Origin of the sequence: Fortiea contorta PCC 7126 (genome assembly GCF_000332295.1) — a bacterium.
Lineage (GTDB): Bacteria > Cyanobacteriota > Cyanobacteriia > Cyanobacteriales > Nostocaceae > Fortiea > Fortiea contorta.
Genome location: NZ_KB235930.1, coordinates 1,247,760 through 1,260,982 on the forward strand (window position 1 = coordinate 1,247,760; position 13,223 = coordinate 1,260,982).

Annotated in this window: 12 protein-coding genes and 1 pseudogene; 6 read left to right on the forward strand and 7 right to left on the reverse strand. The window is 40.0% G+C overall.

All coding sequences use genetic code 11. From position 1 onward, the window contains the following. The first annotated feature begins 364 nt into the window (after window positions 1–364). Window positions 365–961: a transposase gene (locus MIC7126_RS0106000; protein WP_017652226.1), complete on the forward strand. Its 597-nt coding sequence runs from the start codon at window positions 365–367 to the stop codon at window positions 959–961. A gap of 303 nt (window positions 962–1,264) precedes the next feature. Here MIC7126_RS0106000 and MIC7126_RS0106005 read toward each other — a convergent pair whose 3' ends face one another. After that, window positions 1,265–1,648, reverse strand: a complete 384-nt coding sequence (locus MIC7126_RS0106005; RefSeq protein WP_017652227.1) for a CU044_2847 family protein — start codon at window positions 1,646–1,648, stop codon at window positions 1,265–1,267. Window positions 1,649–1,760: 112 nt separating this feature from the next. Between MIC7126_RS0106005 and MIC7126_RS28560 the strand changes: the two genes are divergently transcribed. After that, a complete protein-coding gene (locus tag MIC7126_RS28560; RefSeq protein ID WP_017652228.1) occupies window positions 1,761–6,059 on the forward strand; it encodes an nSTAND1 domain-containing NTPase in 4,299 nt (1,432 codons plus the stop codon). Window positions 6,060–6,138: 79 nt separating this feature from the next. On the opposite strand, the gene MIC7126_RS0106015 is transcribed toward MIC7126_RS28560, so the two are convergent. Next, window positions 6,139–6,450, reverse strand: a complete 312-nt coding sequence (locus tag MIC7126_RS0106015; RefSeq protein WP_154655845.1) for a hypothetical protein — start codon at window positions 6,448–6,450, stop codon at window positions 6,139–6,141. A gap of 158 nt (window positions 6,451–6,608) precedes the next feature. On the opposite strand from MIC7126_RS0106015, the gene MIC7126_RS29060 reads away from it, so the two are divergent. Continuing rightward, window positions 6,609–6,707: a DUF1902 domain-containing protein gene (locus MIC7126_RS29060; RefSeq protein ID WP_017652230.1), complete on the forward strand. Its 99-nt coding sequence runs from the start codon at window positions 6,609–6,611 to the stop codon at window positions 6,705–6,707. Between the two features lie 123 nt (window positions 6,708–6,830). Here MIC7126_RS29060 and MIC7126_RS0106025 read toward each other — a convergent pair whose 3' ends face one another. Continuing rightward, the gene (locus tag MIC7126_RS0106025) at window positions 6,831–8,048 is read right to left on the reverse strand and encodes an HhoA/HhoB/HtrA family serine endopeptidase (protein ID WP_017652231.1); all 1,218 of its coding nucleotides are present in this window, start codon (window positions 8,046–8,048) and stop codon (window positions 6,831–6,833) included. 320 nt (window positions 8,049–8,368) lie between these two features. On the opposite strand from MIC7126_RS0106025, the gene MIC7126_RS0106030 reads away from it, so the two are divergent. Next, window positions 8,369–8,731 carry a metal-sensing transcriptional repressor gene (locus MIC7126_RS0106030; RefSeq protein ID WP_017652232.1) on the forward strand — a complete coding sequence of 121 codons (363 nt, stop codon included), beginning with the start codon at window positions 8,369–8,371 and terminating at the stop codon, window positions 8,729–8,731. A 104-nt stretch (window positions 8,732–8,835) separates the two neighbouring features. On the opposite strand, the pseudogene MIC7126_RS0106035 reads toward MIC7126_RS0106030, so the two are convergent. Continuing rightward, window positions 8,836–9,162, reverse strand: a pseudogene (locus MIC7126_RS0106035) (DUF4351 domain-containing protein); the annotation flags it as partial. Window positions 9,163–9,171: 9 nt separating this feature from the next. On the opposite strand from MIC7126_RS0106035, the gene menH reads away from it, so the two are divergent. Continuing rightward, window positions 9,172–9,981, forward strand: coding sequence for a 2-succinyl-6-hydroxy-2,4-cyclohexadiene-1-carboxylate synthase (menH, locus tag MIC7126_RS0106040; protein ID WP_017652234.1), 810 nt, complete (start codon window positions 9,172–9,174; stop codon window positions 9,979–9,981). On the opposite strand, the gene MIC7126_RS0106045 is transcribed toward menH, so the two are convergent. Continuing rightward, a complete protein-coding gene (locus tag MIC7126_RS0106045; RefSeq protein ID WP_238553613.1) occupies window positions 9,978–10,637 on the reverse strand; it encodes a glycoside hydrolase family 24 protein in 660 nt (219 codons plus the stop codon). The two genes, menH and MIC7126_RS0106045, sit on opposite strands and share 4 nt — an antisense overlap. A gap of 225 nt (window positions 10,638–10,862) precedes the next feature. Then, on the reverse strand, window positions 10,863–11,519 hold the full coding sequence (locus tag MIC7126_RS0106050) for an NAD(P)H-binding protein (protein ID WP_017652236.1): 657 nt from the start codon (window positions 11,517–11,519) through the stop codon (window positions 10,863–10,865). 179 nt (window positions 11,520–11,698) lie between these two features. On the opposite strand from MIC7126_RS0106050, the gene MIC7126_RS0106055 reads away from it, so the two are divergent. Further along, window positions 11,699–12,358, forward strand: coding sequence for a DUF1997 domain-containing protein (locus MIC7126_RS0106055; protein ID WP_017652237.1), 660 nt, complete (start codon window positions 11,699–11,701; stop codon window positions 12,356–12,358). A 70-nt stretch (window positions 12,359–12,428) separates the two neighbouring features. Here MIC7126_RS0106055 and MIC7126_RS0106060 read toward each other — a convergent pair whose 3' ends face one another. Then, entirely contained in the window at window positions 12,429–12,899 is a 471-nt protein-coding gene (locus MIC7126_RS0106060) for a DUF4079 domain-containing protein (protein ID WP_026100065.1), read from the reverse strand. Between the last annotated feature and the right edge of the window lie 324 nt (window positions 12,900–13,223).

A 13,223-nucleotide genomic window follows, 5' to 3' on the forward strand; every position in this document is an offset into this window, starting at 1 on the left:
GAAGCTAAAGTTTCGAGTAAATTGCTCGACGTTTCGAGTTCCGAAGCTGAAGTTTCGAGTAAATTGCTCGACGTTCCGAGTTCCGAACTCAAAGTTTCGAGTAAATTGCTCGACGTTCCGAGTTCAAAGCTTGAACAGTGAAGTTAAAAAAGCGATCGCTTGGTATTTCATCCTCAACCTAGTATCAAATACCTCGGATACGGACATAACATTGTTGTGCCCTCTGAAAAAGATGATCTCTCGTTGAGATGCCAGATGGGTTGAAGGGCACGGCATTGCCGTGCCCCTACGTCGTTGTACGGTTATAAAGCAAACTTATTAGTTAAAATAAATACATAATGCTAATAGCAGCATATAAAAATTAATGTCCTACGATCCGCGAATACACCACCGTCATTCTATTCGTATCAAAGGATATGACTACACTCAACCAGGAATATATTTCATCACTATTTGCACTAAAGGAAGGCAATGTCTATTTGGTGATGTAACTAAAGGTGAAATGCAATTAAATTGTTTAGGTCAAATTGCCTGGAACTGTTGGCAAACAATTCCCGATCATTTTCCCCACATTGAATTAGATATTTTTGTGGTCATGCCTAACCATCTACATGGCATCTTGATAATCACCGATAAACCCGTAGGGGCACAACAATGTTGTGCCCTCAATCAACATCTTGACCACAACACAGAACAATTCGGTCAACCTGTAAATAGTTCCATTCCTACAATAATTCGTAGCTATAAAAGTGTTGTTAGCAAACGCATTAATCTGATTTGGCAAACCAAAGGTCAATCAATCTGGCAACGCAATTTTTATGAACACATTGGACGAGATCAAAAATCTTTGGATAACATTCGGCAATATATTTTGGATAATCCGCAGCGTTGGGCAGATGATCCAGAAAACTTGCAACATAAATCTAACAAGCCAAATTTCCTATTTGATATCCCGTTTTGATTCAAAAATTAGTAGAAAATAATACAGGTAGGGGCACGGCAATGCCGTGCCCAACGTGTTCTGCAACAAAGCCGAACCAAGGGTGAATAATCGTGAATCAAAAGCGATTAAGGGCACAACATTGTTGTGCCCCTACAAAAGAATGTACCAATTTCTACCAACCCAGCTAAACATTGATGTTTCGTAGGGGCACGGCAATGCCGTGCCCAACGTGTTCTGCAACATGTGCAATCCCAGGATGAATCTTGGTCATTGAAGAGCGATCGCTCTATTGCGACAATTCACCGAAAACAAAGCTAAACCTCAAGTACTAGAATTTTGCTTCTTTTCAGGAAACTTACACTTCACCTCAATCTCAAAATTACTCTCTGCTGAACCTTCTGTTACGAAGGGGATACCAGTTTTCCCGCCTATCTTGAAGCCAAACTTGAGAGTTACCTCCTCAACTTCAGCAACATTTAAATTTTTAAAAGCACCAATGGCGTATTTGGTATAAGCTCGAATTTGATGATGAACTTTCTCAATTTTCACAGACACCTCTTCCCGCCAGCCGTAGGATTCTCTATCGTCATCATCGTCATCATCTGGTGTCACTACTTCCGGAACACTTGGCGTTTCCTTTGACTCGAACAGAATTGTATAGATTTCCCCGTCTTCTTCAAAGACTAAACGTTCTACGTTCGACATCAAGCCCTCAGAGTTTACTTGTATTTAAGTTATCTTATTGTGCAACACACAACTTAAATATTTTTGTGTTCAGGTTATCTTATTCTGTAACAGACAACTTAAATATGTATAAATGGCTCGTTACGCGCTTGTTGTTGGCATTAAAGATTATGAAAGTAACAGTCTTAATAACCTGACAAAACCAGCTACCGATGCAGAAGCAGTCAAGCAGGTACTAGAAGCGCATGGTGATTTTGAGGATATTGTCCTTCTCAAAGGGAAAGTTAGTACAACTAAGTTGGCTAAAGCTTTAAAAACACTTTTGCAAAAACAAGCAGTTAAAAATGAAGCACTAATTTACTTTACAGGGCATGGCATCACCGTATCTGACAGCTTGGGAACACAACAAGCATATCTAGCCACTTCTGACTTCACTAGAGACAACCCAATTGGTGGAATTAGTCTTCAGAGTCTCAACAATTTAATTGCAAAATCCAGTTTGAGTAGTTTAGTAGTGCTGTTAGATTGCTGTCATAGCGGTGATTTTTTGGAAAACAATCTGCTCAAAACAACTCTTAGTGCTTTTAATTCAGAAAGCGATTACTACTTTATTGCAGCTTGCAGACCTTTTCAAGAAGCCTATGCCAAAAAAAGCGCACAACACAGTATTTTTTCAACTGCTTTGCTGGCTGGATTGTCACCAGAGAACGCCAATAAGCATGGACATGTGACAAGTGTTGATTTGTTCGCTAGTATTAGCGCCGAACTTAAAGGTAGTGGTCAACAACCGATTCAATTGGGTTGGGGAAGTTCGATTACTTTAGTCACTTACTACCAGCAGAAAACTGTAGATCAATCTTCTGAGGAGAAAAATGAATGTCCTTATCAAGGATTAAAAGCTTTTGAAGCCGAACAAAAGGAATTTTTCTTTGGGCGCAAGCAAGTTGTCAGGGATATTCTCGCCAAATTAAGCGAAAAGCCCTTTGTCCCCATCATGGGCGCTTCCGGGAGTGGTAAATCTTCTGTCGTGCGGGCGGGTTTGATTCCAGAATTATTAAATAATCGAGACTGGCGAGTTATAGAACCAATCAAACCGGGATTTGAACCTTTAGAAGAATTGAGAACAGCTTTTAAACAATGTTTTACACAGGCTAATAAGCAAAAGCAATTTCAGACATTGAGTAATAATTACCCAAATAATTTACCGGAAATTATCGAAAATCTCCCAGGTGCAGAAAAATTCTTGCTCGTAGTCGATCAGTTTGAGGAAGTATTTACAGTTTGTGCAGATAAAGAAGCACGGCAAAAATTTATTGAACTGCTAACTCAGGTAGTAGACATCACCGATTCGCGGTTAGCAGTTGTCATTACCATGCGAGCGGATTTTCTCGAACCCTGTTTGCAATATCCCTCTCTGCATCAGCTAATTCAAACCCAAGCTGTGTTTATGGGGACTTTAACCGAAGTTAATTTAAAGGAGATAATCACCAAACCAGCCGAAAAACAGAAACATAGTGTTGAAAAAGCATTACTAGTAAAAATTTGCGAAGATGTGAAACAAGAACCAGGGTTTTTGCCTCTGTTAGAGTTTGCTTTAACTAAACTCTGGGATAAACGCGACCAAAAAACACGTCAACTCACCCTAGAAGAATATGAAAAGTTGGGAGGATTAACACAGGCGTTAAATCTCCATGCAGAAAATGTTTATAACTACCAAGATTTTGAGAAGGAATCACCAACCCAAAAACGCACGCAGCAGGAGCAAGAATGGATTAGGCTGATTTTTTTAAGCTTATTGCGGACTGGAGAAGGGGAAAAAGACACCAGACAACGCCAAGTAAAAGAGAAATTATTAGATATTGCAGGTAGTGACCCCAATCAACAGCAAGAATTTAGTGAGTTATTGGATGGGGAACAAGGGTTAGTTAAAGGACGCTTATTGGTTACAGGGAAAGATGAACAGGGAGAGGCTTGGATTGATTTAGCCCATGAAGCTTTAATCGAAGGTTGGCAGACTTTTAAAGAGTGGCGACAACAAAACCCAGACTTGCGGCGATTGAGCGACAGGTTAGCAGATGCTCAACGCGAATGGTTGAAAAACAGCCAGGATGACAATTATTTAATGCAAAGGGGATTGCTGGCAGAAGTGAGGGATAGCTGGGCACAATTGCAGCTCCATACCAAGGAATATACAGTTTTTTACCACCGCAGCAATGCTTATGAAAAATATCACCTTGCTCTGGCTATCCTCAGCAATGTGGATAACCTGACTACATCAGCAGAATATGCAAACGAGTTAGCTTTAAATATAGAAGCTATAGAGAAAAGTATCGAAGCAGGAAAACTTTTAAAAGATCCATTATTGTCAGATGCTGATGAAACAGGAGAATTTTTAAAAGATCCATTATTGTCGATTGCTGATAAAGTAGCAACCCAAAAAATGCGAGTTTTAATTATTTTAAACCAGTTAATATATGGTTTTCGAGAAAGAAAAATTTTTACGGGACACACAGATCAAGTTTGTGGGCTAAGTTTTAGCCCAGACGATCAACAGCTAGTTTCTGCAAGTGCGGATGGAAGCATTAGACTTTGGAGCTTAAATAGTGGCGAATTAATACAGACTATAAATCAACAATCTCTAACAGTAATAGACGCTATTTTCAATCGAGAAGGTGATTTATTGATTTCATTAATTCCACGTCTTCGATGTGAAACTATTCAATCATGGAATTTTAATGAATCTAAAATTTTTATCAAATCAAATACACCATTTATTCCAGAAAATGTGTTTCCCGAAGAAAACCAAGTACGTAATATTGCTTTTAGCCCCGACAATAAAATCTTAGCATTTGATTATGCTAGGCAGATAAAACTCTGGAATTTTAATGAAAAGTCTATAGATTTATTAGATGCACAAGATAGACATAATGACAACATTAATCGACTAGATTTTAGCCCAAGCAGTGCAATTCTTGCTTCTGCTGGTGGTGATGGATTCATCAAGGTGTGGGATATAAACACAAAAAAACTATTAAAAGAATGGAAGGAAGAGGGTGCTATATTCAGTTCAGTAAAATTTATTGACGACAAAACTATTGTTTTTTCTGACTTAAACGGAAAAATTATAATTGGGAATTTTGTTGATGACAATAAACAAGATTTAATTGACAAACAAGATAGAAATCAAGAGGCTGTCAATACTTTAGCTGTTAGCCGAAATCCGGATTGTAATTTTATAGCTTCAGGTAGTCAAGATGGTTATATAAAAATATGGGATTGTCAAAATAGGGAATATATTAATGGTCATAAAGGTTCTTCTTTAGCTATCACCGATGTTGCTTTTAGCAACAAAAATAGTCAAATGTTAGCTTCAGCCGGTGCAGATGGAATTGTCAAAATATGGACAATAATTTCACCTCCAATTATAGATGGATGGACTTTTAGCTTTAATCCTCATAATTACCAAATTGTTACTGGGAGTCAAAATGATGGAAGTATAAAATTGTGGTCGGAAAATTTTACTCTCAAGAAGACTCTAGATAATCCAAGTAATAGAGTACGAGTCTTTAAGGTAAAATTCAGTCCTGATGGTGGAACGATTATTTCCACGAGTTTATCCATCGAAGATGGTCAAAAAAAAGGCATTATAGAGATTTGGAGTTCAGAAGGTGAACTGATGCAAACTCTTCCCATAATGGATAAGCCACCACCAGCAAGCATAAGCTTTAGCCCTGATAGTAAAACTTTTATTCCAGTTAATCGTCGTGAAAAAAAAGTAAACATTTGCAAGTTAAAAGACTTAGTAGATGGGAACCCACTTTACACTTTTTCTACAAATGAATATGTTCAAGATGTCAGCTTTAGCCCAGATGGTAAAAATATCGCTGTGCTTGTCGGTAAGGAGATAGATATTTGGAATCTCACCAATGAAAAAGAAAACAGTGCAATAAGCTTAAAAACACCAGATGAAAATGAGATGGTAGCGATGAGTTTCAGTCCTGATGGTAAATTTATCGCTGCTGCTGGTATTACTGGAACAGTTTATTTTTGGGATCTAAATCAAGTAACTGAGCAGACAAAACCGCGCATATTTACGAAAATTAGTAAAGCAGACAACACCGTGATAGATATTGTTTTTAGTCCTGGCAGTGAAGCAGTAGCCTTGGCTTATAATGACAAAATTGCTGTAATACTATTAAATTCAAAGAATGCAGAGAATTCCCATGTCCGTATTCTAGAACAACCGCAGGAAAGCATTTGTCTACATAATAGATTTACCACTGACGGAGAAGATGACAAAACGATTCAGCAAATTGGCTTCTCGACAGATGGCAAATTTCTAGCTTTCTCTAACAGTAGAAATGTAGTGCTATGGAATTTTGATTTCGATGAGTTACACAAAATATACTTGGAAAACTATCGCACACGATAGGTATAACTCAAATCGGCGATCGCATTATCAACAAGGTTGATCGACAAATCTCCATTAATGTATAAGCTTACCTGATTCCTTAGCCACACGCATTCTTCCACTGTATAGCATCGTTATACTTATCACGAACATCTTCTGCCCGTGGATCACCTTGCTCTGACATCACATCGTAACATGCAGCATATTTATTAGACGCTCGACGAAAGTATTCACGCGCTTGTGTGTATTGTGCATTGTTATAAGCTATCTCACCTTTCTTGCGTAAATCATCGCCAGAACTCTCAAAATTTGGGGAGTTAGGAGCACCGTAAGCCAACATAATTGAATTCCTCTCTAAGCTTTCACTATTATTCTTCATCATCATCCAACCTGATTTTGGAAAAAGCTCCAAATTTTTTCATTTATGCTTTCTTGGCTGACAATAACGTTAATTTAGTTTATCTACGGTAAGTAAATAGCGATCGCTTTTCATGCACCAAAATTAAGAGCGATTGCTTCCTCAGTCAAAACCAATATTTTAAACTGGGATTATGTTACAAGCGATCGCTCATGGCACAAATCACATTTAAGGTTCAAGCATTTTGGGATTCAGACGCAGAAGTTTGGGTAGCGACTAGTGATGACCGAACAATTCGCAATTCGCAGTGACGCTCCTTCTCCCAAGGGGAGACGCTTCGCGAACGTCGCTAACGCTGCGAAGATTGCAATTGCGGACAATTGAATAATTGATTCATTGTAGGTGGGCACAACTATATAGTTGTGCCCCTACCGTTAACTGGAAGCGTTTTGTAATTCCGCTGTGCGGACTGAAAGCTGCTGTGTCTGATTACCTCGCTGCACTTTCACTTGCAAAACCTGACCGAGGCGGCTATTTTCCACAACATCCTGTAATTGTTCGGCTGTAGTAATAGCTTGTCCATCAATCTGCACAACCACATCCCCGCGTCGGACGCCAGCAGACGCCGCTGGGGAATTGGGTACAACTCGCATCACCAAAACGCCGTTAACTTCGGGAATTTGGATAGGGGAGTTGGGGTCGGTGTTATTTTGCTTCGCTAACTCTGGCGTTAATGTGACCATTTGCACGCCTAAATAAGGATGAACAACTTTACCAGTGCGTTGTAGTTGTACAGCGATCGCTTTTGCTTTATCAATTGGGATCGCAAATCCAATTCCCATCGCATCAGGACGAATTGCTGTATTAATCCCAATCACTTCACCCTGACCATTGAGTAGAGGCCCGCCAGAATTACCAGGGTTAATCGCTGCGTCAGTTTGAATAAACTCTAAGCGTTTATCACTAATCCCGACTTGGGCGCTGGAACGCTTGAGGGTGCTGACAATCCCCAAAGTCACGGTATTATCAAATCCTAAAGGATTACCAACGGCGATCGCCCAGTCTCCCACCTGCACATCACTAGAAGACCCCAAGGGCGCAACTGGTAAATCATTCCCAGCGTTAATCTTCACCACCGCCAAATCTGTGACTTCATCAATTCCTTGCACTTTACCTTCAAAGGTACGACCGTCTTTGAGTCTAACTGTCACCTTATCAGCTTTATCAACTACGTGGGCATTTGTTAAAACCAACCCACTCTTATCAAGAATAAAACCAGAACCTAAACCGCGCAATTGCTCAGTCGGCGACTGTTGCGAGAACCCTTCACCAAAAAAGCGTCGAAAAACCGGATCTTCAAAAAATGGATCTACACGACGAGTAATCGTACGTTCGATATCAATCCTGACTACTGCTGGCCCCACACGATTAACAGCAGCAGTGACAAAACTGCTATTACTAATAGCATTAGTCGCAGGTGATTGTTTCTGCACAACTTGTTCTGGAGTTTCCACAGTTGCAGAGTTAGGCGCTGGTTCCGCTTGGGAAGGTAACACCCGCAGAGTGCTAACCGTTAGCACCACTCCTAAAAATATCGCTAAAACATGAGAACTGAACTGACGTATAGAACGGCGTAGCTTGAGAAATTGCATAATTACAACCTAAATTTAGAAGCCTAATAGTTGCCTAGTCGTGAAGAATCTATCTAAAGATATTTTTACAGCACAGGTTGAAGTCCCTGCTTGTTAACGTTTTGACACTTGCTGTTTTCTAGGTTTCATCTGAGTATGATACAAGTCATCTGTAATCAAATTAATGGAATATTCAACCCAAAAGCTATTATGGTCATTTACCCTGGAAAGGTTCGGATTTCACCCAATAGTTATTTGTTATTTGTTATTTGTCTCCATCTCCCCACGTCCCTACTCCGCTGTAGGCTAGGATTTGAATAAAAGCAGAATTTTGACACCTCATGAACGGCTCTAACTTATCGTCCTCCGAACACGACGCAGACCACGAACACACAGATCATTCTCATGGACAGATCCACTCAGCGCATCCCCACGTCCATAGTGAAGAATCATTACGAAAAATTGTTAATCGGCTTTCCAGGATTGAAGGACACATCCGGGGTATCAAGACAATGGTGCAGCAAAGTAGCCCTTGTCCTGATGTATTATTGCAAATTGCTGCCGTGCGGGGTGCGTTGGATCGGGTAGCGAGAATTGTTTTAGATGAACACTTAACAGAGTGCATTGCTAGAGCCACCAAAGAGGGCAATATTGAAGTGGAAATTGCCCAACTCAAAGCAGCTTTAGATAGATTTTTACCTTAATTTGTGGGACTTAACCTATCTGAATTATTCTCACGCAAAATTACATAACTCATTTGGCGATTTATTGATAATAATCGGCTCTATCAGTTGGAAATTTTTAATCTTCATTCCTCTGCACCATCTTCACTATCAACTGCGTCTAACCAAGTTTGCAAATCAGCCAAACTGGTAAAATCTAACAGTGCCTCACCCAGATTTTCTAATTGTTCCAAAGATAGATTTTCCATGCGCTCGCGCACTTGTTGAGGTAATTCTCCCAACCGTTTTTGTAGTTGACTAAGAATGAGCAATCGCGCTTCCGTTTCTCGTCCTTCTTCTTTAATTTCTCTGTAAACTCTCGTTTCTTTAAGTGTAATTCCTAACATTTCTTGTACCTCAGTTCTGCTTAATTGTTCAAATTTGTACACCATGATTGTTACCACTAGATCCATATATAAAACATGGAATCTCGACGCATGAATTTTCACTATTCTTTAATTGGTGACGCCACTAAACCCTTAATTCTTTTTCTCCACGGCTTTATGGGGAATCTTGAAGAATTTGATGCAGCCATAAAATTACTATCTGATGAATTTTCTTATCTCACAGTTGACCTTCCTGGACATGGTAAAACTCAAGTTTTAGGCGGTGAAGAATATTATACAATGGCTAACACGGCTCAGGCTTTAATCAATTTATTAGATGATTTAAATATCTCCCAATGTTTTTTAATTGGTTATTCAATGGGTGGAAGATTGGCTTTATATCTCACTCTACATTTTCCTGAACGATTTTTGAAAATTGTTCTAGAATCAGCTTCTCCAGGGTTAGCAACAGAGGAAGAACGATTAGAACGCATTCACCGCGATGCTCAAATAGCCGGAAAATTAACCAGAATTAATCACACAAGTGATTTTGCAGACTTTCTCAAAAATTGGTATCATCAACCGATTTTTGCGAATATAAAAAATCACCCAGAATATGCACAAATGGAAGAAAGTCGGTTGCAAAATCAGCCCCTTGAATTGGCTAAATCGCTGCGTTTCATGGGTACCGGCTCCCAACCTCCTCTATGGGAAAAATTTGCAGAAAATACCAAGCCACTGCTTTTACTAGTTGGCAAATATGACAAAAAATTTATTGATATTAATATAAAGATGGCGCAAATTTGTAATTTTGCTCAATTAGCAATTATTCAAGATGCTGGACATAATATTCATTTAGAAAAAACTCAAGAATTCGTGCATAGTGTCAGAAATTTCTTGAGTTAATAAGAAATAATTGAAGAATTGCGAATTGTGGTATTAGGTGTTGGTGGTGGATTAATTGTGTTTAATTCTTCTTGTAAGACTTGCTGATAAACTTTAGGCAAAGAGCGACTAACAGAATTAGTTTCGATACCATATCCTAAACTTGTCCAAGTCGGAGAAAGTCGCCGCAAAACATCATTGATTTTTCCCTGACGCAACTGTTGACTAATATCAGTTCCCCAAACTTTAGAATCATTTAACCAACGGTAAACCACGGTATCTTGATACTCCGCTTCAAAGCTATAAGAAGCCCAAAACATAATTTGCATGGGATTGGGATGATATCGCGGAGCAATTTGATACCAAGTCGTGTTGATAATTTGATATCTGCCTGCGGCTGTGGAACAATTACCTGTGTTAGGGCCTGTAACAATGGTGATGCAAATTTCAGGGTGACGGCTGAGATCTTTAACCTGCTGACCACCATACAACAAAGAGTAGGGACGGTTTCCACTGGCTTCGCTAGCAGATATGGTTCGCATCAAAGCGCGAATATAAGGATCGCCACCTTTCATAACTAGGGGTGGCTGTCTACCTGAAAAAAAGGGATTAGAAGGCGATCGCAAGCTTCCATGAATATACCACTGTAATAAGCAGACAAAGCCAAGAAGCGCCACTATAGGCCCAATTAGTTTTTCTACACCTTTGAATTCAAAGCCTTTCAGAGTCCAACTCCTTCAATACTCGCTCTTTAGCTAACCACAATTATCGCCGTGCTGATTCCGGTTAAGTTGATGTTTGGGGAATATTGATCATGTCTTACCTCAGATCTCTTTGTAGAGACGAAGCAAAAGCAACGTCTCTACATTCCTTGTCAGACATGTCTAATGACAAATAACAAATTAACACTGTTGAAATAACTCACCAAAGCTTTTAGGTGCTGCGTCTGGTCTAGACACGATCTCGACTATTTTATTACGTGCGGCTGGTTCAAACACAGATTCGACACTTACTTGGGCGACTTTTTGTCGAGGAATACTACCATCAAATAATGTATCAGCACCCTGCATCACTATCGGGTTGGGGTTATCTTCGTTCTTCAATCCACCGGGGCGGACAATTGTATAAGTAAGACCGCTTTTTTGGATATATTCTTCAGCTTGTTTTTTCCAAACCAAAATCAGCCAAAACAAATTTAGTGGATGGAACAGTTGGGAAGTACACAAAGAAGAAACTAAAACAAAATGCTCAATTCCTTTGGCTTTAGCCACATCTACTAAATTTTTCGTACCTTCAAAATCTACTCTATAGGGGCCAGTCGGGTCAAAGCTGGGTTTAGCTCCTGTAGCGCACAACAAAACTGTGCTGTCTCCCAAAGCAGCGGTCAAATTAGCTCGGTTTAACACGTCACCGGGAATTAACTCAGCTTCAGGTGGTAAAATTTCTCTGGCTTTTTCGGTGTCACGCACCAAAGCACGGACGGGAATGTTACGCGCTATCAGTTCTTGTACAATCCGGCGACCTGTTTCGCCTGTGGCCCCTGCTACAAATGCTTTCATGATCAACGCTATCCTAGAAAACTAAGTACACGATTGTTCAGTTCCTTATTGTAGTGATTCTATGAAGTTAATGACATGTTAATCAGGATTTCGCCAAAATAGAATCTGAGTGCGAAACTAACTACGCAAGCCGGGAATGATTAATATAGACAAACGCCAAAGAATACAGGAACGCGTTTATGCTTTCAAGAAACGGTGAATACCAATCTTTGGAAATAACAGAGGTTATTTTCCCTGTGGTGTCAGGTTTAGCAGAAGCTGAGGATGCACTCACAGGAACAAATGTAGCGACGCCAACAAAATTTTATGGGCGCTATGAAGATTATATGGAAATGTGTGCCCCAGTACAAACGGTTGCTGAGTATCTGAATGCTCACGCTTTATGGTTTACCCGTTGTGCTGAACCGATGAAGGTGCAACCTTTGGGAGAAAATGGTTATGCTTTGATTATTGGCAAATTTGGCGCTTTTGGTTATGACGTAGAGCCGAAAGTTGGTTTGGAACTTTTACCGCCAGATTCGGGTATTTACCGCATTCGCACTATCCCTATTCCTGATTATCATCCACCTGGTTATGATGTGGACTATCGAGCATCTCTACAGTTACTTGAGTGTGGGGATGAGGTGACACGAGTGGAATGGGAATTAGATTTGGTGGTTGATATTCACTTTCCTCGGTTTATTCACCGATTACCCAAGTCTTTAATTCAATCTACAGGCGATCGCTTACTTAATCAAATCGTCCGTCAAGTCTCTCGGCGCTTAACACGCAAAGTCCAAGAGGATTTTATTCAATCTTTGGGATTAGCTGCTCAAGACGGTTTGCAAAGAAAGAAGTAAGTTTGGGTTCTAATGTCAAGAGTCAAGGGTCACATTTTTTGACTCTTGACTCTTAATTTTTGGCTTATAACTATGCGTTAGTCAGAATTCTTTGAACAATCTGCACCCCGGTGACGGCTTGCCAAGTAAAAAGCCCTAAAAGTGTGAAATTAAGCAAAATATGCGTTACCCGCGCCCAATTTGCGCCTTTTTGCATATAAGGAGATAGCGCGGCGGAAAATGCAATTAAACTAGTCATGCCTAGTCCTGCCAACAGGTGAGGCCCGACAAACAATTTACCATTATTAATGTAGGTGACAGCCATACCACCAACTGCACCGGCTACGAGTAGACCCAAGAGGATCGACCCCATTTGGTAGTGTCTGATATTATACTTACCTTTGATTAATTCTTTTTTTTCTTCACCTTGAGCATTTCTGGTACGCTGTACTTGCAGCCCCAGGTAAGCAGCATAAAGCGAGAGTGCTAATAGTACCCACATGATGACTGGGTGAAGGAAGTTCAGCCAGTACTTAAATGATGCAGAAAGTTCCAAATTCATAGTGTTCTCGCCTGATTATTAAATCTTCATAAAATTTAGCATAACTCTATGTTCAGTATTCGTAGAAGTATTGAGTTCACAGTTGAGATAATATAACTGTGTTTTTCTTATGCTCGATTCCCGCTCTCATCCTACTTCTTCAGCGATAGGATGATCTCGCGTTGCTGAATGATGGGATGATTTTTTTCTCGCGCATAGACGCGGAGCGGCTTCCCGCAGGGTAGGCGCAAAGGCGCAAAGAAAAGAACGCTAATAACGGCTTTTGGATGAGCTTAATCTGTTACACCCCCTCTTGCAAAAGTGGATAAACAATCTCAGACTAAG

Coding starts and splice junctions, on each gene's coding strand:
- MIC7126_RS0106000 (WP_017652226.1), top strand. CDS start 365: ATGTCCTACGATCCGCGAATACACCACCGTCATTCTATTCGTATCAAA.
- MIC7126_RS0106005 (WP_017652227.1), bottom strand. CDS start 1,648: ATGTCGAACGTAGAACGTTTAGTCTTTGAAGAAGACGGGGAAATCTAT.
- MIC7126_RS28560 (WP_017652228.1), top strand. CDS start 1,761: ATGGCTCGTTACGCGCTTGTTGTTGGCATTAAAGATTATGAAAGTAAC.
- MIC7126_RS29060 (WP_017652230.1), top strand. CDS start 6,609: ATGGCACAAATCACATTTAAGGTTCAAGCATTTTGGGATTCAGACGCA.
- MIC7126_RS0106025 (WP_017652231.1), bottom strand. CDS start 8,048: ATGCAATTTCTCAAGCTACGCCGTTCTATACGTCAGTTCAGTTCTCAT.
- MIC7126_RS0106030 (WP_017652232.1), top strand. CDS start 8,369: ATGAACGGCTCTAACTTATCGTCCTCCGAACACGACGCAGACCACGAA.
- menH (WP_017652234.1), top strand. CDS start 9,172: ATGGAATCTCGACGCATGAATTTTCACTATTCTTTAATTGGTGACGCC.
- MIC7126_RS0106050 (WP_017652236.1), bottom strand. CDS start 11,519: ATGAAAGCATTTGTAGCAGGGGCCACAGGCGAAACAGGTCGCCGGATT.
- MIC7126_RS0106055 (WP_017652237.1), top strand. CDS start 11,699: ATGCTTTCAAGAAACGGTGAATACCAATCTTTGGAAATAACAGAGGTT.
- MIC7126_RS0106060 (WP_026100065.1), bottom strand. CDS start 12,899: ATGAATTTGGAACTTTCTGCATCATTTAAGTACTGGCTGAACTTCCTT.